The sequence below is a fragment of the Bailinhaonella thermotolerans genome, assembly GCF_003594875.1.
GTDB lineage: Bacteria > Actinomycetota > Actinomycetes > Streptosporangiales > Streptosporangiaceae > Bailinhaonella > Bailinhaonella thermotolerans.
Window position 1 is genome coordinate 18,207 of sequence record NZ_QZEY01000010.1, and the last position, 16,016, is coordinate 34,222.

The 16,016-nt window shown below is 73.5% G+C and carries 15 protein-coding genes; 9 read left to right on the top strand and 6 right to left on the bottom strand.

Translation table 11 applies throughout. From position 1 onward, the window contains the following. Positions 1–47: 47 nt before the first annotated feature. Positions 48–1,337, top strand: coding sequence for an MFS transporter (locus tag D5H75_RS23715; protein WP_119928734.1), 1,290 nt, complete (start codon positions 48–50; stop codon positions 1,335–1,337). On the opposite strand, the gene D5H75_RS23720 is transcribed toward D5H75_RS23715, so the two are convergent. Further along, positions 1,312–1,581, bottom strand: coding sequence for a PspC domain-containing protein (locus D5H75_RS23720; RefSeq protein WP_242454465.1), 270 nt, complete (start codon positions 1,579–1,581; stop codon positions 1,312–1,314). The two genes, D5H75_RS23715 and D5H75_RS23720, sit on opposite strands and share 26 nt — an antisense overlap. 107 nt (positions 1,582–1,688) lie before the next feature. Between D5H75_RS23720 and D5H75_RS23725 the strand changes: the two genes are divergently transcribed. Together D5H75_RS23725 and D5H75_RS23730 are read left to right on the top strand one after the other, a co-directional pair. Next, a complete protein-coding gene (locus tag D5H75_RS23725) occupies positions 1,689–2,840 on the top strand; it encodes an acyl-CoA dehydrogenase family protein (RefSeq protein ID WP_119928735.1) in 1,152 nt (383 codons plus the stop codon). A 240-nt stretch (positions 2,841–3,080) separates the two neighbouring features. Beyond that, positions 3,081–3,896 carry a hypothetical protein gene (locus D5H75_RS23730; protein WP_119928736.1) on the top strand — a complete coding sequence of 272 codons (816 nt, stop codon included), beginning with the start codon at positions 3,081–3,083 and terminating at the stop codon, positions 3,894–3,896. 63 nt (positions 3,897–3,959) lie between these two features. On the opposite strand, the gene D5H75_RS41880 is transcribed toward D5H75_RS23730, so the two are convergent. From D5H75_RS41880 to D5H75_RS23750, 3 genes are all read right to left on the bottom strand, one after another. Beyond that, a complete protein-coding gene (locus D5H75_RS41880; protein ID WP_202638444.1) occupies positions 3,960–4,793 on the bottom strand; it encodes a sialidase family protein in 834 nt (277 codons plus the stop codon). A 383-nt stretch (positions 4,794–5,176) separates the two neighbouring features. Further along, positions 5,177–6,190 (bottom strand): glutamine synthetase, encoded by a 1,014-nt coding sequence (gene glnII / locus D5H75_RS23745; protein WP_119928737.1) that lies wholly within the window; start codon positions 6,188–6,190, stop codon positions 5,177–5,179. Positions 6,191–6,388: 198 nt separating this feature from the next. Further along, complete coding sequence (locus D5H75_RS23750; protein ID WP_119928738.1) at positions 6,389–7,561, bottom strand: DUF418 domain-containing protein; 1,173 nt, start codon at positions 7,559–7,561, stop codon at positions 6,389–6,391. 87 nt (positions 7,562–7,648) lie between these two features. Here D5H75_RS23750 and D5H75_RS44250 point away from each other — a divergent pair, with 87 nt between their 5' ends. Then, a complete protein-coding gene (locus tag D5H75_RS44250) occupies positions 7,649–8,257 on the top strand; it encodes a TetR/AcrR family transcriptional regulator (protein ID WP_119928739.1) in 609 nt (202 codons plus the stop codon). Between the two features lie 183 nt (positions 8,258–8,440). Here the strand turns inward: D5H75_RS44250 and D5H75_RS23760 are convergent, their stop codons facing one another. Further along, positions 8,441–10,018: an alpha/beta hydrolase family protein gene (locus tag D5H75_RS23760; RefSeq protein ID WP_202638445.1), complete on the bottom strand. Its 1,578-nt coding sequence runs from the start codon at positions 10,016–10,018 to the stop codon at positions 8,441–8,443. Positions 10,019–10,583: 565 nt separating this feature from the next. Between D5H75_RS23760 and D5H75_RS23765 the strand changes: the two genes are divergently transcribed. After that, positions 10,584–11,990, top strand: coding sequence for a WS/DGAT/MGAT family O-acyltransferase (locus tag D5H75_RS23765; protein WP_202638446.1), 1,407 nt, complete (start codon positions 10,584–10,586; stop codon positions 11,988–11,990). Positions 11,991–12,020: 30 nt separating this feature from the next. On the opposite strand, the gene D5H75_RS23770 is transcribed toward D5H75_RS23765, so the two are convergent. After that, complete coding sequence (locus D5H75_RS23770) at positions 12,021–13,223, bottom strand: alkaline phosphatase PhoX (RefSeq protein WP_119928742.1); 1,203 nt, start codon at positions 13,221–13,223, stop codon at positions 12,021–12,023. 162 nt (positions 13,224–13,385) lie between these two features. Between D5H75_RS23770 and D5H75_RS23775 the strand changes: the two genes are divergently transcribed. The 4 genes from D5H75_RS23775 to D5H75_RS23790 all read left to right on the top strand — a co-directional run bounded on the left by D5H75_RS23775 (position 13,386) and on the right by D5H75_RS23790 (position 15,947). Then, positions 13,386–13,949, top strand: a complete 564-nt coding sequence (locus D5H75_RS23775; protein ID WP_119928743.1) for a ribonuclease domain-containing protein — start codon at positions 13,386–13,388, stop codon at positions 13,947–13,949. A 10-nt stretch (positions 13,950–13,959) separates the two neighbouring features. Beyond that, positions 13,960–14,373 (top strand): barstar family protein, encoded by a 414-nt coding sequence (locus D5H75_RS23780; RefSeq protein WP_119928744.1) that lies wholly within the window; start codon positions 13,960–13,962, stop codon positions 14,371–14,373. Positions 14,374–14,490: 117 nt separating this feature from the next. Continuing rightward, on the top strand, positions 14,491–15,042 hold the full coding sequence (locus tag D5H75_RS23785; RefSeq protein WP_119928745.1) for an RNA polymerase sigma factor: 552 nt from the start codon (positions 14,491–14,493) through the stop codon (positions 15,040–15,042). After that, a complete protein-coding gene (locus D5H75_RS23790) occupies positions 15,039–15,947 on the top strand; it encodes a hypothetical protein (RefSeq protein WP_119928746.1) in 909 nt (302 codons plus the stop codon). The genes D5H75_RS23785 and D5H75_RS23790 overlap by 4 nt, the downstream gene beginning before the upstream one ends. The last annotated feature ends 69 nt before the right edge of the window (positions 15,948–16,016 follow it).

Sequence of the window (16,016 nt, forward strand, 5' to 3'; positions counted from 1 at the left end):
ACCGTAGGTAACGGAGCAACAACGATCCGTGCGACGCTCGGGGTGACATGGCCGACACCAAGCCCGACCCGGTCTCGGGACGACACCGCAGACCGCCTGAGGAACGGGCCACCTACGGCGAGGTCATCGCCATCCGGGAGTTCCGCGCGCTCTGGCTGGGCCAGGGGCTCTCCCTCCTGGGCGACCAGATGGCCCAGGTCGCGCTGGCCGTCCTCGTCTACGACCGTACGGGCTCGGCCCTGCTCACGGCCGCCACGTACGCCCTGACGTACCTCCCGCCGATCCTGGGCGGGCCGCTGCTGTCCGGGCTCGCCGACCGCTACCCGCGCCGCCGGGTCATGATCACGTGCGACGTGGCCCGCGCCGTGCTGGTCGCGGCGATGGCGGTGCCGGGCATGCCGTTCGCGGCGCTGTGCGTGCTGCTGTTCTGCGTCGTCCTGCTGAGCGCGCCGTTCTCCGCCGCCCGCGCCGCGCTGCTGCCGGAGATCCTGCCGGGCGACAAGTACGTCGTCGGCTCGGCCCTGCAGAACATGACGCACCAGGCCACCCAGATGATCGGCTTCGTCGCGGGCGCCGGCGTGATCACCCTGCTCGGGCCGTACCGCGCGCTCGCGCTCGACTCGGCGACCTTCCTGGCGTCGGCGCTGTTCCTGGTGGCCGGGGTGCGGTCGCGCGCCGCGTCGGCGGGTCCCGAGGACCGCAGCAGGCCGTCCATGTGGACGATGACGCGGGCCGGGGCGCGCATGGTGTTCGGCGATCCCCGGCTGCGCACGCTCGTGCTGTTCGCCTGGCTGTGCGGGTTCTACATCGTGCCCGAGGGGCTGGCCGCGCCGTACGCCGCGGAACTGGGGGGCGGGCCGGTCGCGGTCGGGCTGCTCATGGCGGCGATGCCGACCGGCACGGTGATCGGGGCGTTCCTGTTCAGCCGCCTGGTCTCGCCGTCGGGGCGGTTGCGCAGCATGGGCTGGCTCACGCTCCTCACCTGCGCGCCGCTGATCTTCTCGGCGCTCGGCCCCGGGCTGCCGATCGTGCTGGGGTTGTGGGTCCTGTCCGGCATCGGCGGGGCGTACCAGCTCGCGGCGAACGCGGCCTTCGTGCAGTGCGTGCCGGCCGAAGGCCGCGCTCAGGCGTTCGGGCTGGTCCAGTCGGGGCTGCTCGCCGCGCAGGGGCTCGGCATCCTGCTCGGCGGGGCGGCGGCCCAGGCGCTCGGCCCGGAGCCGGTGGTCGCCCTGGCGGGCGCCGCCGGCCTGTGCGTGGCGAGCGTGCTGGCCCTGTCCTGGTCCGACATCCGGGCGGACATCATCCGGGACGTCAGGGCGTCGGCCGATTCTTGTTGACGTTCTTGTCGATCAGGTCCTGCGCGATCGACGTGGGGCGCCCCTCCTCGGGGACGATCAGCCACGCGAGCGCGTAGATCGCGATCCCGGCGCCGCCGAAGAGCGTGAGCGCGGCGAGGGCGATCCTGATGATGTTCGGGTCGATCCCGACGTAGCGTCCGGCCCCGCTGCACACGCCCGCGATGATGCGGCCGTCGCGCGTCCGGCGGAGCTGCTTGACCTGCGAGTCGTTCATCTCGTCCATGTCTACGATCGTGCCCTCCTGGCGGCGTCCACACCATCGGGAGTCACCCTGACGCGACCCTGGGACGGCCCTTCGTTACCCTGACCGCAGACCCCGGGAGGATCATCATGGATCTGCTCGACATCGACGCCCGGCTCTCCGACGAGCAGCGGCTGGTCAGGGACACGGTGCGGTCCTACGCCGGGGACCGCGTGCTCCCCCGCGTCGCCGGCTGGTTCGAGGAGGGCGTGTTCCCCGCGCGCGAACTCGCCCCCGAACTCGGCTCGCTGGGCCTGCTCGGGATGCACCTGACCGGATACGGCTGCGCCGGGGCCGACGCGACGTCGTACGGCGTGGCCTGCCGGGAACTGGAGGCGGCGGACTCCGGGCTGCGGTCCTTCGTGTCGGTTCAGGGGTCGCTGGCGATGTTCCCGATCTGGCGGTACGGCTCCGCGGAGCAGAAGGCCGAGTGGCTGCCGCGCATGGCGTCCGGCGAGGCCATCGGCTGCTTCGGGCTGACCGAGCCCGACCGCGGCTCCGACCCGTCGTCCATGCGGACGTACGCCAAGCGGGACGGCTCCGACTGGATCCTCAACGGCGCCAAGATGTGGATCACCAACGGGTCGGTCGCGGACGTGGCGGTGGTCTGGGCCCGGACGGACGAGGGCATCCGCGGCTTCGTCGTGCCGGCGGACACCCCCGGATTCTCGGCCCCGGAGATCCACCGCAAGCTGTCCCTGCGCGCCTCGGTCACGTCGTCGCTGTACCTCGACGACGTACGCCTCCCGGAGTCCGCCGTCCTGCCGGGGGTGACGGGGCTCAAGGGGCCGCTGTCATGCCTGTCGGAGGCGCGGTTCGGCATCCTGTGGGGCGTGGTCGGCGCGGCGCGGGCCTGCCTTGAGGCGGCGCTCGGCTACGCCCGGACGCGCGAGCAGTTCGGCCGCCCGATCGGCGGCTTCCAGCTCACACAGGAGAAGCTGGCCTGGATGGCGGTCGCCGTGCAGCAGGCCCAGCTCACCGCCCTCCACCTGGCCGCCCTGAAGGAGTCCGGCGAGCTGAAGCCGCACCAGATCAGCTTCGGCAAGCTCGCCAACGTCCGCGCCGCGATCGACGTCGCCCGCCAGGCCCGGACGATCCTGGGCGCGAACGGCGTCACGCTGGAGTACCCGGTCATCCGCCACATGACCAACCTGGAGAGCGTCCTGACGTACGAAGGAACCGAGGAAGTGCACTTACTGACTCTCGGCAAGGCCCTGACCGGCCTCGACGCCTTCCGCTGAGCCGGGCGGACCTCCTTCGTCCCCGCGTACGTCAGGACGCCGCGGACGGGTGAGGGCCGGGTGGCGCCGCCGTACCGGAGGAGCGGCGCCGCCGTGGCGGTCCCGTCTGCGGAGAAGTGCACACGCGGGGCGTGGATTTCGGCGCGGCCGGGGGGCCGCGTGGGTTGCGATCCTCTGCGGGACGTTGACGACGCGCCCGCGGCGGCGATCCCGCCCGGGCGCCCATCGAAGGACAGACCCTTGTTCCGCGAAGCACTCATCGCCGGCCTCGCCGCCGGCGCGGCGGCCACCCTGCTCTCCGCGCCGGCCCACGCGGCCACCTACACGTACCCGGACACGCACTACGTGGAGGCGGACGAGCTCGTCCGCAACCTCAACACGCTCTCCTGGCCGGGCCAGGCGACGTACAACTCCTACGCCGACGGGACCCCGCAGGTCACCTGGGGCACCGACGGCGTGCCGACGAGCTACCGGAACCGCAGCCGGTGCGCCTCGTTCGTGACCCAGGTGCTCAAGCACAGCTACTCGTGGGCCACCACGAGCTACTTCCAGACCTCCTTCGGCAGCGCCAGCCCGTTCGCGGGGGACTACTACGACACGATCAGGACGGCGTCGGTTTCCGACCACTTCGCCCGCATCGGGAGCGTCAGCATCCTGCGCCGCGGCGACATCATCGCGATCAAGTACGCCGGGGGCGGCGACACCGGCGAGGCCACCGGCCACGTCATGATCGTGCAGGACAAGCACCTCTACGACCGGGACGGCGACCCGGCGACGACCGAGTGGGCCGTGCGCGTGATCGACAGCACGAGCAACCCCCACGGCGCCGCCAAGACCGCCGGCCCGAACTCTCCGTACCTGAGCTACCCCGACACCCGCTCGGTCCCCGACTTCGACGTGGTCGACGACAACGAGGAGTACGACGGCGCGGGCCGGGGCTGGATCTTCATCCAGACCGTGGACAACCGGCCCACCGGCCACTGGTGGGGCGCGAACGAGTCCGCCTTCCACCCGGTCTCCACCCGCCCGATGGCCCTGGGCCGCATCCTGGAGTGACGCACGCGAGGCCGCCGGCCGCCGCCGGAGAGGCGTGCGGCGGCCGGCGGCGCCGTGCCGCGGTCAGCCCGGGCAGTGCGCGCAGAACAGCCTGCGGTCGAAGACGGTCAGCGCCGGGCCGTGCGCCGACCGGTAGCTGGAGATCGGGTTGTCGGGGTACCACTTGCTCCCGTCAAACGACGTCCACCACAGGTTCGCGTCGTTCCCGCCCCGGTGCACGCAGTGCAGCATGCCGTTGAACTCGGCCAGCGCCGGGCCCGCGGCCGACTGCGTGTTCGGGATCTCGGAGTCGGGCCGCCAGCTCATGCCGTCGAAGGCCGTGTAGCGGAGGTTGGCGTCGTTCTCCGGCCGGTAGGCGCAGACGAGCGCGCGGCCGAATACGGCCAGCCCCGGGCTCACCGTGGATTTGTAGCTGGAGATGGGGCTGTCCGGCGCCCATTTGCCGCCGTCGAACGACGTGTACCACAAATTGGTGTCGTTGCCGCCGCGGTGCACGCAGTACAGGACGCCGTTGAACACGGCGAGCGCCGGGCCGGTCGCCGACTGCGTATTCGGGATCTGCGCCTCCGGGCTCCACCGCATCCCGTCGAAGGTCGCGTAGCGGAGATTGGCGTCATTCGCCGGCCGGTACGCGCAGTACAGCTTGTCCCGGAACACCGCCAGCCCCGGGCCGCCCGCGGACTGGTAGTCGTGGATGGGGTTGTCGGGGGCCCACTTGCCCCCGTCGAACGACGTGTACCACAGGTTCGCGTCGTTGCCGCCGCGGTGGACGCAGTACAGGACGTTGTTGAAGACGGCCAGCGCGGGAGCGGCCACCGACTGCGAGTTGGGGATCTGGGCGTCCGGGCCCCAGGTGGCGCCGTCGAAGGACAGATAACGCAGGTTGATATCGGCCATGGGTCTTCCCAGCCCTTCTCGACCGAATTCGAGGAACAGGACGTCGCGATATTCGCGAGAAGATCGGTTCGCATATCGAGGCGGATTGAGGGTGACTCAATACCCGGACCGGAATACGCGGACGCGAACCTTGTAAACCCCCCCGGAGTGGGCCTGCCCTAGATGCTCAACCGCGAATAGACCCCAGTCAAGGCCGGGCTGTCATGATTTTTCACCGCCCGCTGAATCCCATCATGAAAACGCTCGCGCCGAATAACCGGGCGGGCCTGCGTCCCGGGCCGCCCCTCGGCGGCGGGCCCGGGGCCCGCCTGCGGCCGTTCCTGTTCCGGAACGGCGAGAGCCCGCCTCGGCGGACGCCGGGGCGGGCTCTCGCGGGCCGGGGGTCAGACCTGGCCGGCCTTCTCCAGCTCGGTGCAGCAGGTGTCGACGATGAGGCGGGTCACCACGTAGGGGTCGACGTTGGCGTTGGGGCGGCGGTCCTCGATGTAGCCCTTCTTGTCGGCCTCGACCTGCCAGGGGATGCGGACGGAGGCGCCGCGGTCGGAGACGCCGTAGCTGTACTCGCTCCAGGGGGCGGTCTCGTGCATGCCGGTGAGGCGGTGCTCGATGTCGGCGCCGTAGTTCTTGACGTGCTCCTGGGCCTTGGTGCCCAGGGCCTCGCAGGCGGTGATGATGGCGTCGTAGCCCTCGCGCATGGCCTTGGTGGAGAAGTTGGTGTGCGCGCCGGCGCCGTTCCAGTCGCCCTTGACCGGCTTGGGGTCGAGGGTGGCGGAGATGCCGAAGTCCTCGGCGATGCGGTAGAGCAGCCAGCGGGCGACCCAGAGCTGGTCGGCGACCTCGACCGGGCCGAGCGGGCCGACCTGGAACTCCCACTGGCCGGGCATGACCTCGGCGTTGATGCCGGAGATGCCGAGCCCGGCGGCGAGGCAGGCGTCGAGGTGGGCCTCGACGATCTCGCGGCCGAAGACCTCGTCGGCGCCGACGCCGCAGTAGTAGAAGCCCTGCGGGGCGGGGAAGCCGCCGGCCGGGAAGCCGAGCGGGCGGCCGTCCTCGAAGAAGGTGTACTCCTGCTCGATGCCGAAGATCGGCTCCTGCGCGGCGAAGCGCTCGGCGACCTCGGCGAGCTTGGCGCGGGTGTTCGAGGGGTGCGGCGTCATGTCCGTGTCGAGGACCTCGCACAGCACGAGCACGTTGTCGCCGCCGCGGATCGGGTCGGGACAGGTGAAGACGGGCTTGAGCACGCAGTCGGACGAGTGGCCCGCGGCCTGGTTCGTGCTGGAGCCGTCGAAGCCCCAGATCGGCAGCTCGGCGCCGTCCGGCAGGATCTTGGTCTTGGAGCGCAGCCGGGCGGTGGGCTCGGTGCCGTCGATCCAGATGTACTCAGCCTTGTAGCTCACGTCGATCCCTTCAGCAGCCAGACCGGCGGGTTCGTCCGCCACGCCGAGGGTTGCAACGCACAGTTTCGCGGCTTTTGCCCGAATGTTAACGGCATGTGAACCAGGAGATCCCTGTGTAAATTCTGCCGTTCCGTACGCCGGCGGCCGGACCGGCACGAGCCGCTCCGGCCGCGGGGCCGCCCCGGGGAGGGCGGGGCGTCAGCGGGGCCCGTAGGTGAGCCGCCGCAGCAGGCTCTCGGCGGGCCCCCGCAGCCCCCGGGGGGCCAGCGCCGCCGCCAGCGCCACGGTGGCCAGCCAGGTGAGGACGGCGATGCCCGAGGCCGCCGCGTCGCCCACCCGGGTGCTCAGCCCTCCGGCGTACGGCGCGAACACCGCGACGAAGACGACGGACTGGAGCAGGTAGCAGGTCAGCGACCACTGCCCGCAGGCGGCCAGGGCGGAGACCACGCGACCGGGTATCCCGCGGCGCATCCGGGCCACGGCCAGCCCGACGATCGCCGCGTAGGCGAGGCCCCCGGCGATCCCGGCCAGGCTGTGCAGCGCGTACGCCGCCACCGAGACCGCGGCCGAGGGGGCCCACAGCCGCGTGTCGATCAGCGTCAGCGGGAGACCCCCGATCACCGCCGCGGCCACCCCGGAGACCGCGACCCGCGTCAGCAGCGGCCGGTGCGCGGCGGGCTCGTCGAGCATCCGGCGGCGCGCGGCCCAGATCCCCAGCAGGAAGGCCGAGACCACGCTCGCGGCGAAGAACGTGGGCGTCATGCCGGACCAGCCGATCAGGCGCATGACCAGCGCCTCGGCCGGGTCCGCCAGCGCGGCGGGCGTCTCCCCCTTGGGAGCCGAGACGGTGAGCAGCCCGAGGCCGGCGACCACGACGACGTGCAGGACCAGCCCGATCCCGGCGGCCCGCAGCAACGCCGCGTCCCCGCGCCGGACGAACCCGACGAGGACGAGCCCGATCAGCCCGTACGCGCCGAGGATGTCGCCGAAGAACAGCAGGAGCGCGTGGCAGAACCCGAACACCAGCAGCCACAGGCTCCGCCGGCGCAGGACCCGTCGTACGGCGGGCCAGCCCGCTCCCCCGGCGGCCTGCCGCTCCGCGAGCCGGGCCAGGCCGTACCCGAACAGGGCGGCGAACATGGGGAGCGCGCGCCCGTCCACCAGCAGGATCTGCGTGCCGGCGACGACCCGGTCGAGGAGGCCCCCGTCGAGGGCGTAGCCGCGGAAGCCGACCTCGTGGCCCGAGAGGTACATGTGCGCGTGGGCCACGGCGATGAGCAGCAGCATCAGCCCGCGGGCGAGGTCGGGGGCGAGGGAGCGCCGGGCGAGCGGGACGGCTCCCCGGGGAGGCGCCGGAGTGGCGACGGACATGGCTGACCCCTCAATTAGATACACAACTGTCGCTTACGCGCCTCACGGTAAGCTACAGCCGTGCATCTAATCAAGCGGAGGTGAGGGATGGCCGAGGGCGGGACGCGGACCCGCAGGCGCGGCGCCGAGCTGATCAACGCGATCCACGCCGCCGCGCTGGAGGAGGTCGCGGAGGTGGGGGTCGGGCGGCTGACCATGGACGGGATCGGCAAGCGCGCCGCCACCCCCCGGACCACGCTGTACCGCCGCTGGTCGGATCCGCTCGACGTGCTCCTCGACGCGCTCTACCACGCGCACCCGGTCGAGGAGCCCACCCCGGGGTCCGACGACCTGCGGGGCGACCTGATCCGCGCGCTGCGGCTCCTGACGGAGTGGATGCTCACCCCCGCCGCCCGCGCCGTCGCGGCCGTCATGACCGACCCCAAGCGCACGCCGGAGCTGACCGAGGCGCTGTTCGAGCGGGTCTTCGCCAACCGCGGCGGCACCTTCACCAGCACCGTGCTGCGGCACTACGCCGAACGCGGGCACTTCCCGGCCGAACGCCTCACGCCGATCGTCGCCGACATCGGCGAGGCGCTGGTCACCAAGCGGATGCTCGACACCGGGAGCCCGCCGGGCGACGCCGAGCTGGAGGCGATCGTGGACCAGGCCATCCTGCCCGCGCTCGGCCTCGGCCCCCGCGACCCGGACGCCTGAGCGGCCCCGCCCCGCCACCGCGTCCCGGCCCCGCCACCGCGTCCCGCCCCCGCCCCGGCACTCCGGGCGGCCCCGCGCGGCCGGCGCGAGCACGGCATGAGAAAGGCCACCACGCGATCACGGCTGATCGCGCGGTGGCCTTGACCGGGTCCGGCTCCCGAGAGCCGGACCGCGGACGGGACGTCAGGAGACCGGGGAACCCGGGGTGGTCAGGGGCAGGTCGACCGACGCGCGGAGCGTGAGGTCGGCCGTCGCCCGCTGCGGCGTGTAGAGCGCGGTGCCCGGGGTGATCTGGAGCGTGAGGCGGCTGTCCGGCCCGGCGCTCCAGGCGATCATCTCCAGGTCGCGCTTGACCACGTGGGTGCGGCCGTCCAGGCGCACGGGGATCGGGGTGGCCTGGTTGCCGACCACCACGCCGGTGCGCCGGTCCACGAGCTGGGCGTAGAGGAAGGTCGTGGCCGGGGAGCCCGCGGCCGCCTTGCCCTTGTAGGTCAGCCGCAGCTCCGGGGCCCCGAGGAGCTGGCCGGTACGGCCGGGCGCCTTCACCTCGACGTTGAGGGCCTTGGCCGCCGGGCGGGCGGCGCCCGCGTTGCCCGAGGTGTCGCCGGGGCGCACGGTCAGCTCGCCCTCGCCGGAGGCGCGCAGGTCGCGGGTCCGCGACGGGTAGTACGGCAGGCCGCGCCAGACGCCGGTGTCGTCGACGTACTCGAAGGCGGGGCCGGTGGCGACGTTCTCACGCTTGAGGTGGCGGGAGAGCCAGTTCAAGGTGAGCTTCTCGATGTGGCCGCGCGGGCCGGGGTTGCTCGCGCACTGCCCGTGGCCGCCGCAGTACCACGCCATCTTCACCGGCGTCCCGGCGTCGCGCAGCCGCCGGTAGTTGGCCACGCCCTCGTCCAGCGGGAACAGGGTGTCCACGGTGCCCTGGAGGATCAGGGTCGGGGCCGTGATGCGGGAGACCAGGGCGCCGGGCCCGCGCTCGGCGTACCACCGCTGGTCCTCGGGGGACAGCAGGCCGGTGGCCGCGCCGGACGCGCAGGAGGACTTGACGTGGGCGTCCACGCGGTTCGTGCCCGCCGAGCCGGCCGCGCACAGCATGTTGCCCATGCCCGCCTTGTACGCCCCGTCCGGGTAGAGGCTGCTGATCAGGGAGTTCCACGCCATCGAGGGCACGATCGCGTCGATCCGGCGGTCGATGGCCGCGGCGACGTACTGGGCGCCGCCGCCGTACGAGCCGCCGGCCATGCCCACGCGCGGGTCGCCGCGGTGGTCGAGCCGCGCCTCCGGCTGCTTGGTGAGCCAGGTAACCAGCGCGGAGACGTCGCGGCCCTCCTTCCACACGTAGTTCACGTTGGCCTCGCCGCCCGAGCCGCCGAAGCCGCGCGGGTCCCAGGTGACCACGTTGTAGCCGTGGGCGCGGAGCACGCCGGTGCCGATCACGCCGGCGGCGTCGCTGGTCGGGGCCTCACCGGTACGCTCGCCCGCGCCGCCCCAGCCCGGCCCCATCAGCACGGTCGGCGCCTTCTGGCCGGCGGCCAGGCCCTTGGCCGGGAAGAAGTTCACCACGATCTCGGTCCCGTCGAAGGAGGGCACCTTGACGGTCCGCGCCACTGGGGTCGCGCCCCCGGTCGGCGACGGGGACGGCGAGGGCGTCCGCCTCTCCCCCGGCTGCACCGGCCGGACCGGGTCGGCGTACGCCGCCTGCGACACCACGCCGGTCAGGCCGAGCGCGGCCGCGAGCAGGATTCCCGCGCGCTTGCGCATCCTGGGCCTCATCTCTCTCAAGTTCTCTCCAAGCGATCGCAAAGATCAACGGTAGAACCATGTTCGGCCTGGATGATGACACGCCCCGGATCACCAGGGGAAGCTCTCCCGTTCCCGGCGGCCCGGCGACCGCCTCCCGCCCCAGGGACCGCCCACCCCCTCAGGCGGTACGGCGTCCGCCCTCCTCCGGGCGGGCGAGGTGGAGCGTCCGCCTCCGGAGGCGTTTCACGTGGCGGAATCCACGATTTCCAGAGATCGCCGCCGGGCCCCGAATCCGCGCGACGGCGACACCGATCACGGAAATACCGCGCACGCCGTACGGCACGCCGCCCGCCGCTTTTCGCGAAGCGCGGTCAATGCGGCGGGTGAACAAGTGGAAGTGGTATGTGCCATGCCATCGCGCGATTTTCCGACACCCGGTTGGCTTCTGCCGATGCCCAGGTGAGAGCGCATGGCATGACCTCGTGAAACACACCAGCCCCATTGAGGGAATCGCTTAACTTGCCGGGGATCGCGGCCGGGCATAGTCATGGAACTTCGGGACGGAGAACGCCGGGAGGCCGCGATGATGCGACGCGCCAGCGAAATCGACACGCTGTTCGCCAGTCTGGAATCGGGCAAGACCGTGCTGCACGTGGCGGGATTGTGCCTGTTCGACGGCGAGCTGACGATGGACCGGTTACGGCGGCACCTCGAACCCCGCCTGCACCTGGTCCCGCGGCTCCGCCGCCGCCTCGTGGAGGTCCCGCTCGGGCTCGCCCGGCCGTACTGGGCCGACGACCCCGGGTTCGACATCGCGGACCACCTCGACGAGGTCACCCTGCTCGCGCCCGGCGACGAGACGCGGCTCGCCGAGCTCGTCTCGCGGCTGGCCGAGCAGCCGCTGGACCGGGGGCGGCCGCTGTGGGAGGCGCACCTGATCCACGGGCTCGCGGGCGGCGGCACGGCCCTGTTCGTCAAGGTCCACCACGCGATCATCGACGGGGTGTCCGCCGCCGACGCGCTCGCCGGGCTGCTCGACCTGGGGCCCGAGCCGCGCGAGGCCGAGCCGGCGCCGCCGTGGCGGCCCGCGCCGCTGCCGGGCGCGCCCGAGGTCGTCGCACGCGCCGCCGCCGACGCCGCGGCGCAGCCGTTCGAACTGCTGGCCGCGCAGGCCGCGCTGGTCCGGGAACTGCCCGGCCTGGTCGGCGGGCCCGCGCGGGACCTGGCCGGGGCGCTGGCCGGGCGGGTGCGGCGGGCGCTGGCCGGGGAGCCGACGCTCGCGCCGCGCACGCCGTTCAACGGGGTGATCTCGCCGCACCGGAACCTGGTCTTCCGCACGCTCCCGTTCGACGACGTGCGCCGGATCGGCAAGAGCCTGGACTGCACGGTCAACGACGCGGTGATGGCGCTGTGCGCGGGGGCGCTGCGGCGCTGGCTGGCCGCGCACGACGCGCTGCCGGACGCCCCGCTGTCGGCCGTCGTCCCGGTGTCCACGCGGACCGCCGACACGCGCGGCGCGGAGGGGCCGCGGATCTCGGCGGTGCTCGGCGTGCTCCCGGTGCACCTGGCCGACCCGCGCGACCGGCTGGCGGCGGTGCGCGACTCGATGCGCCGGGCCAAGCGCACCCATGCCCGGGTGCCCGTGGGCACGCTGGTCCGGCTGCTCGGCTTCGCGCCCCCGGCGCTGGCCGCGCTGGGCATCCGCGCGCTGACGGCCGCCCGCTGGCCGCGGTTCGCGCCGCCGCCGTTCAACCTCATCGTGTCGAACGTGCCGGGGCCGGACTTCCCGCTCTACCTGGCGGGCGTCCGGATGACCGGTTACCACCCCTTCTCGATCCTGTTCGACGGGCAGGGCCTCAACATCACGGCCCAGTCGTACGCCGGGGGCCTGCACCTCGGGCTGACCTGCTGCGCCGAGCTCGTGCCCGACCCGGAGACGCTGGCGGAGCACTTCGAGGAGGAGTTGGAGGTCTACCGCGCCTTCATCTGACGCCGCCCGCCTCCGGCCCGCGCCCGGCCGTCACCGCGCCCCGTGGAAGGGGCCCGTGACCTCGTAGGTCACCCCCGCGTGGGACGAGCCGGACGCGCCGCGCTGCGAGGAGAAGTACAGGCGGCGGCCGTCCGGGGAGAACGCCGGGCCGGTGATCTCCGAGTCGGGGTGGCCCGTGAGGCGCAGGAAGGGGGCGACCCTCCCCCGCGCGGTGATCACGTTGATCTCCATGTCGTCGCCGTCCTCGGCCACGAACAGCTCGCCCGCGCCCGTCCCGGTGACGTTGTCCACGCCGCGCAGGGACGCGCGCGCCCCGGCCCGCGCGGCGTCGTACACCAGATCGAGGCTCGAGGCGGCGGCGTGGTAGGCCCAGACGCGGTTGTCGCCCTTGGTGGTGAAGTAGCAGACGCCCCGCGCGTAGTGGCACCCCTCGCCGCCGTCGAAGCGCAGCGCCCCGCGCACCTGCTCCCGGGTCGGCCTCGGCGTGCCGTCCGGGCCGGGCACGCGCCGCCACGCCACCCGGCCGCGGCCCTCGCCGGCGGTCATCACCTCCAGCACCCCTGCGGACAGGTCGCCCCAGCGCGCCGGGCGGAACCGGTAGAAGCAGCCGTCGGGCTCGTCCTCGGTCAGGTAGACGACGCGGCGCACCGGGTCGCAGGCCGTCGCCTCGTGCCGGAACAGCCCCATCGCGGGCCGCCGCCGCGCCGCGCGGCCGCCCCTGGGGTACGTCTCGAAGACCGCCCCGCCGGGCGTCTCCTCGCACGACAGCCAGGTGCCCCACGGGGTCGCGCCGCCCGCGCAGTTCAGGTCGGTGCCGGAGAGGATGCGGTACGCCGACCGGATCCGGCCGTCCGCGCCGAACCGGATCGCGCTCGCCCCGCCGGTCCCGGGCATCTCGCTGTTGCTGACGTAGATCCACCCGTCCCGCGCCGGGAAGCACGCCCCGCCGTCCGGGGCCGCGTGCCACCGGAACCGCGTCCCCCGGACGTGCCGCCCGCTCCGCGCCACGACCCGGGCCGTGAACCCGCGCGGCAGCCGCAGCCCGTTCGCGTCGGCCGCCATGAGCCCGCCGTACGGACTCGGTCCTGGCGCGGCGAGCGACGCGGCCGGGGCGGCGGCCTCGATCCCCCGCGGGCCGGGCGCGGCGTGCCGCCACAGGCTCCCGGCGACCGCCGTACCCCCCGCCACCAGGGTGTTCCGCAGGAATTCGCGCCGATCGACGGACGTGCTCATCGCGCTCTCACCGCTCCTGTGCCGTTCCGGGCTCCGCTTCCGCCCGGAACGGTTCCCCGCGATCACCGCGCTCTAAAGCCACCGCGTCTTTCCTGGGGGTTTGTCGTTTTAGTCCCCGCCGGTGCCGCGGATGAGAGACGCTGCCCCGGGAAGGGGGAGCTCATGCCGCACGTCACACCGGCCCGCCGCCGCACGCTCGCCGCGCTGGCCGCGACCGCCACGATCGCACTGTCCACGCCGCCGGCCTGGGCGGACGCCGTCCCCGGAGCCGGCCCCAGCGCGCCCGCGACCCCGGCCGACGGTCCCGCCGCGCCGCCGGCCCCGCCCGGCGCCGGCCTGGCCGTGCCCGGGGCAGGCCCGGCCGCGCCTCCCCCGCTCGCCCGCGAGGGCGGCGTCATCACGCCGCCACTGCCGGTGCACAAGCTCCCGCGCCAGGTCGGGGAGGCGTGCGAGATCTGGCGGTCGATGCGGTGGCCCGAGGCCGGGCGCCGGGGCAAGGACCACCGCGTCCGGGACGGCGAGGTGATCCGGGGCGGCGGGCGCTACCGGAACATCGGCGGCGTCCTTCCCCGGGGCGGCCGGTACGTCGAGTACGACGTGAACCCCCGCCACCCGGGCGACCGCCGGGACGCCGAACGGCTGGTCCGGGACGCGGTGAAGAAGCACGTCTGGTACACCTCCGACCACTACCGGAACTTCCGCCAGATCTCCTCGGGCTGCCCCTGACCGCCGCGAGATGTTCCTGAGCGACGACGGGTTCCCCTGGGCCGAGCTGCTGGTCGCCGCCGAGCCCCCGCCGCCCCCGCACCGGCCGGGGTGGCGCGTCGTGCGCGGCCCGCGCTGCCGTACGACGGGGGCGCTCTTCGAGGAATGGGCGGCGGCGCTGGGCTTCCCCGGCTACTTCGGGCGGAACTGGGACGCCTTCGACGACTGCCTCGGCGACCTGGACCCGGAGCTGACGATCCTGGTGACCGGGGCGCAGGAGCTCCTCGCCGACGAGCCGCCGCGCGAGCTGGGCGTCCTCCTCACGCTGCTCGGCGAGGCCGGCAGGGACGGCCGGGAGCACGTGGTCCTCCAGGCCCCGCCGGAGTCGTGTCACGAATTCCGGACACGGCTGCGACAGGCCCGTGACGCCTTCGAGATGGACTAGACCTGGGAGAACACCGGCGGGGAAGGTAGATCGAAAAAGTTTCCCGGCCGCCTGTAACAGCCCGGGCCATCCGGACATCTCCTACAGCGAAGACCCCCGGGGGAAGGACGTTGGGTTGTGAACCCGCCTGAACCGAAGCAGCGCTTCGAGGAGATCTACATGGCGAACTACGCGGCCGTGATGAGCTACGTGCGCCGGCGCACCGACTCGCCGGACGACGCGGCCGACGCGCTCTCCGAGACGTTCGCGACGGCCTGGCGCAAGCTCGACGAGGTCCCCCGGGGCGACGAGGCCCGGCTGTGGCTGTACGGCGTGGCCCGCCGCGTCCTGGCCAACCAGCGGCGCGGCGACCTGCGGCGGACCGCCCTGGCCGTACGGCTGCGCACGGAGCTGACGGCGTGGGCGGAGTCGGTGGCCGGGGAGGACGACCCGGACGCCGTGCGGGACGCGTTCAAGCGGCTCTCGCACGAGGACCGCGAGGTGCTCGCGCTGGTCGGCTGGGAGGGGCTGAGCCCGGCGGAGATCGCCGTCGTGCTCGGCTGTTCGCGGCCCGCCGTGCGCGTGCGGCTGCACCGGGCCCGCAAGCGGCTGGCCAAGGAGCTGGCCTCGGCCGGTCTGGACGTGTCCCGGTACGGCGCCCGCGCCGTGGATCTGGTGGAGGCGAAGTGACCAAGCGCGAGATCGACCTGCTGGTCGCCGGCATCGCCCCGGACCCGGGGCCCGGCCTCACGGCGGGCGCGATGGAGCTGATGGACGAGCTGACCGCCGCTCCCCCGGCGCCCGATCCCGGTCCCGCCCGCCGGTTCTCGTGGTCGCGGCTCCGGTCCGGATTCCGGGTGCGGCTGGCGGTGCCGCTGGTCGCGGGGCTGGCGGCGGCGCTGGTCGTGCTGGGCTGGGTGGCCCCCGGGAGCTTCGGCCCGGCGCCCAGCCAGGCGGAGGCGCTGGAGATCCAGCGGGTCGGCCAGGTGTACGTCATCACCGTGAAGGACCTGTTCGCCGATCCGAAGCGGTACGAGGCGCAGCTCCGGCGGCTCGGGCTGAACATCAGGCTGCGGGTCGAGCCGGTCCCGCCGTCGGCGGAGGGCGGCATCTTCCCGATGTACGACGGGATGAACGGCCGCACCAACGAGGAGCTGGAGCGCGACGAGGACAAGCTCTGGCCGATCTCCAGGCCCGGGCTCTGCGCCGAGGCGGGGACCTGCGAGATCGGGCTGAAGGTGCCGGTCGGGTTCGACGAGGTGGCGACCGTGAAGCTGGGCCGCAAGGCGCGCCCCGGCGAGCGGTACACCGTGCTCCAGCCGCTCCAGGCCGCCGGCGGGCCCCTGCACTGCGTGCCCTTCATCGGCAAGTCGGTGGACCTGGTCCGGGGGCTGCTCGGCAAGCGGGGGATCACCGTCGCGTCCTACTTCGACGGCGGGTCTTCCCGGCCCTCCGTGCCCGGCACCTGGTACGTCCACGAGGGCTTCATGAGCGAGCCGGGCAAGGCGACCCTCTTCGTCTCGTCCACGCCCAAGCGTCCGGCCACCCCCGGCGGCCCGGACCTGTCCGGCGACCTCTGCCCGCGGGCGGACTGACCCCCGCGACGCCTGACCTGATCTAGCACCACCCCTCGACGGGGCGCGGCGGCCGTACGCGCCACGGCG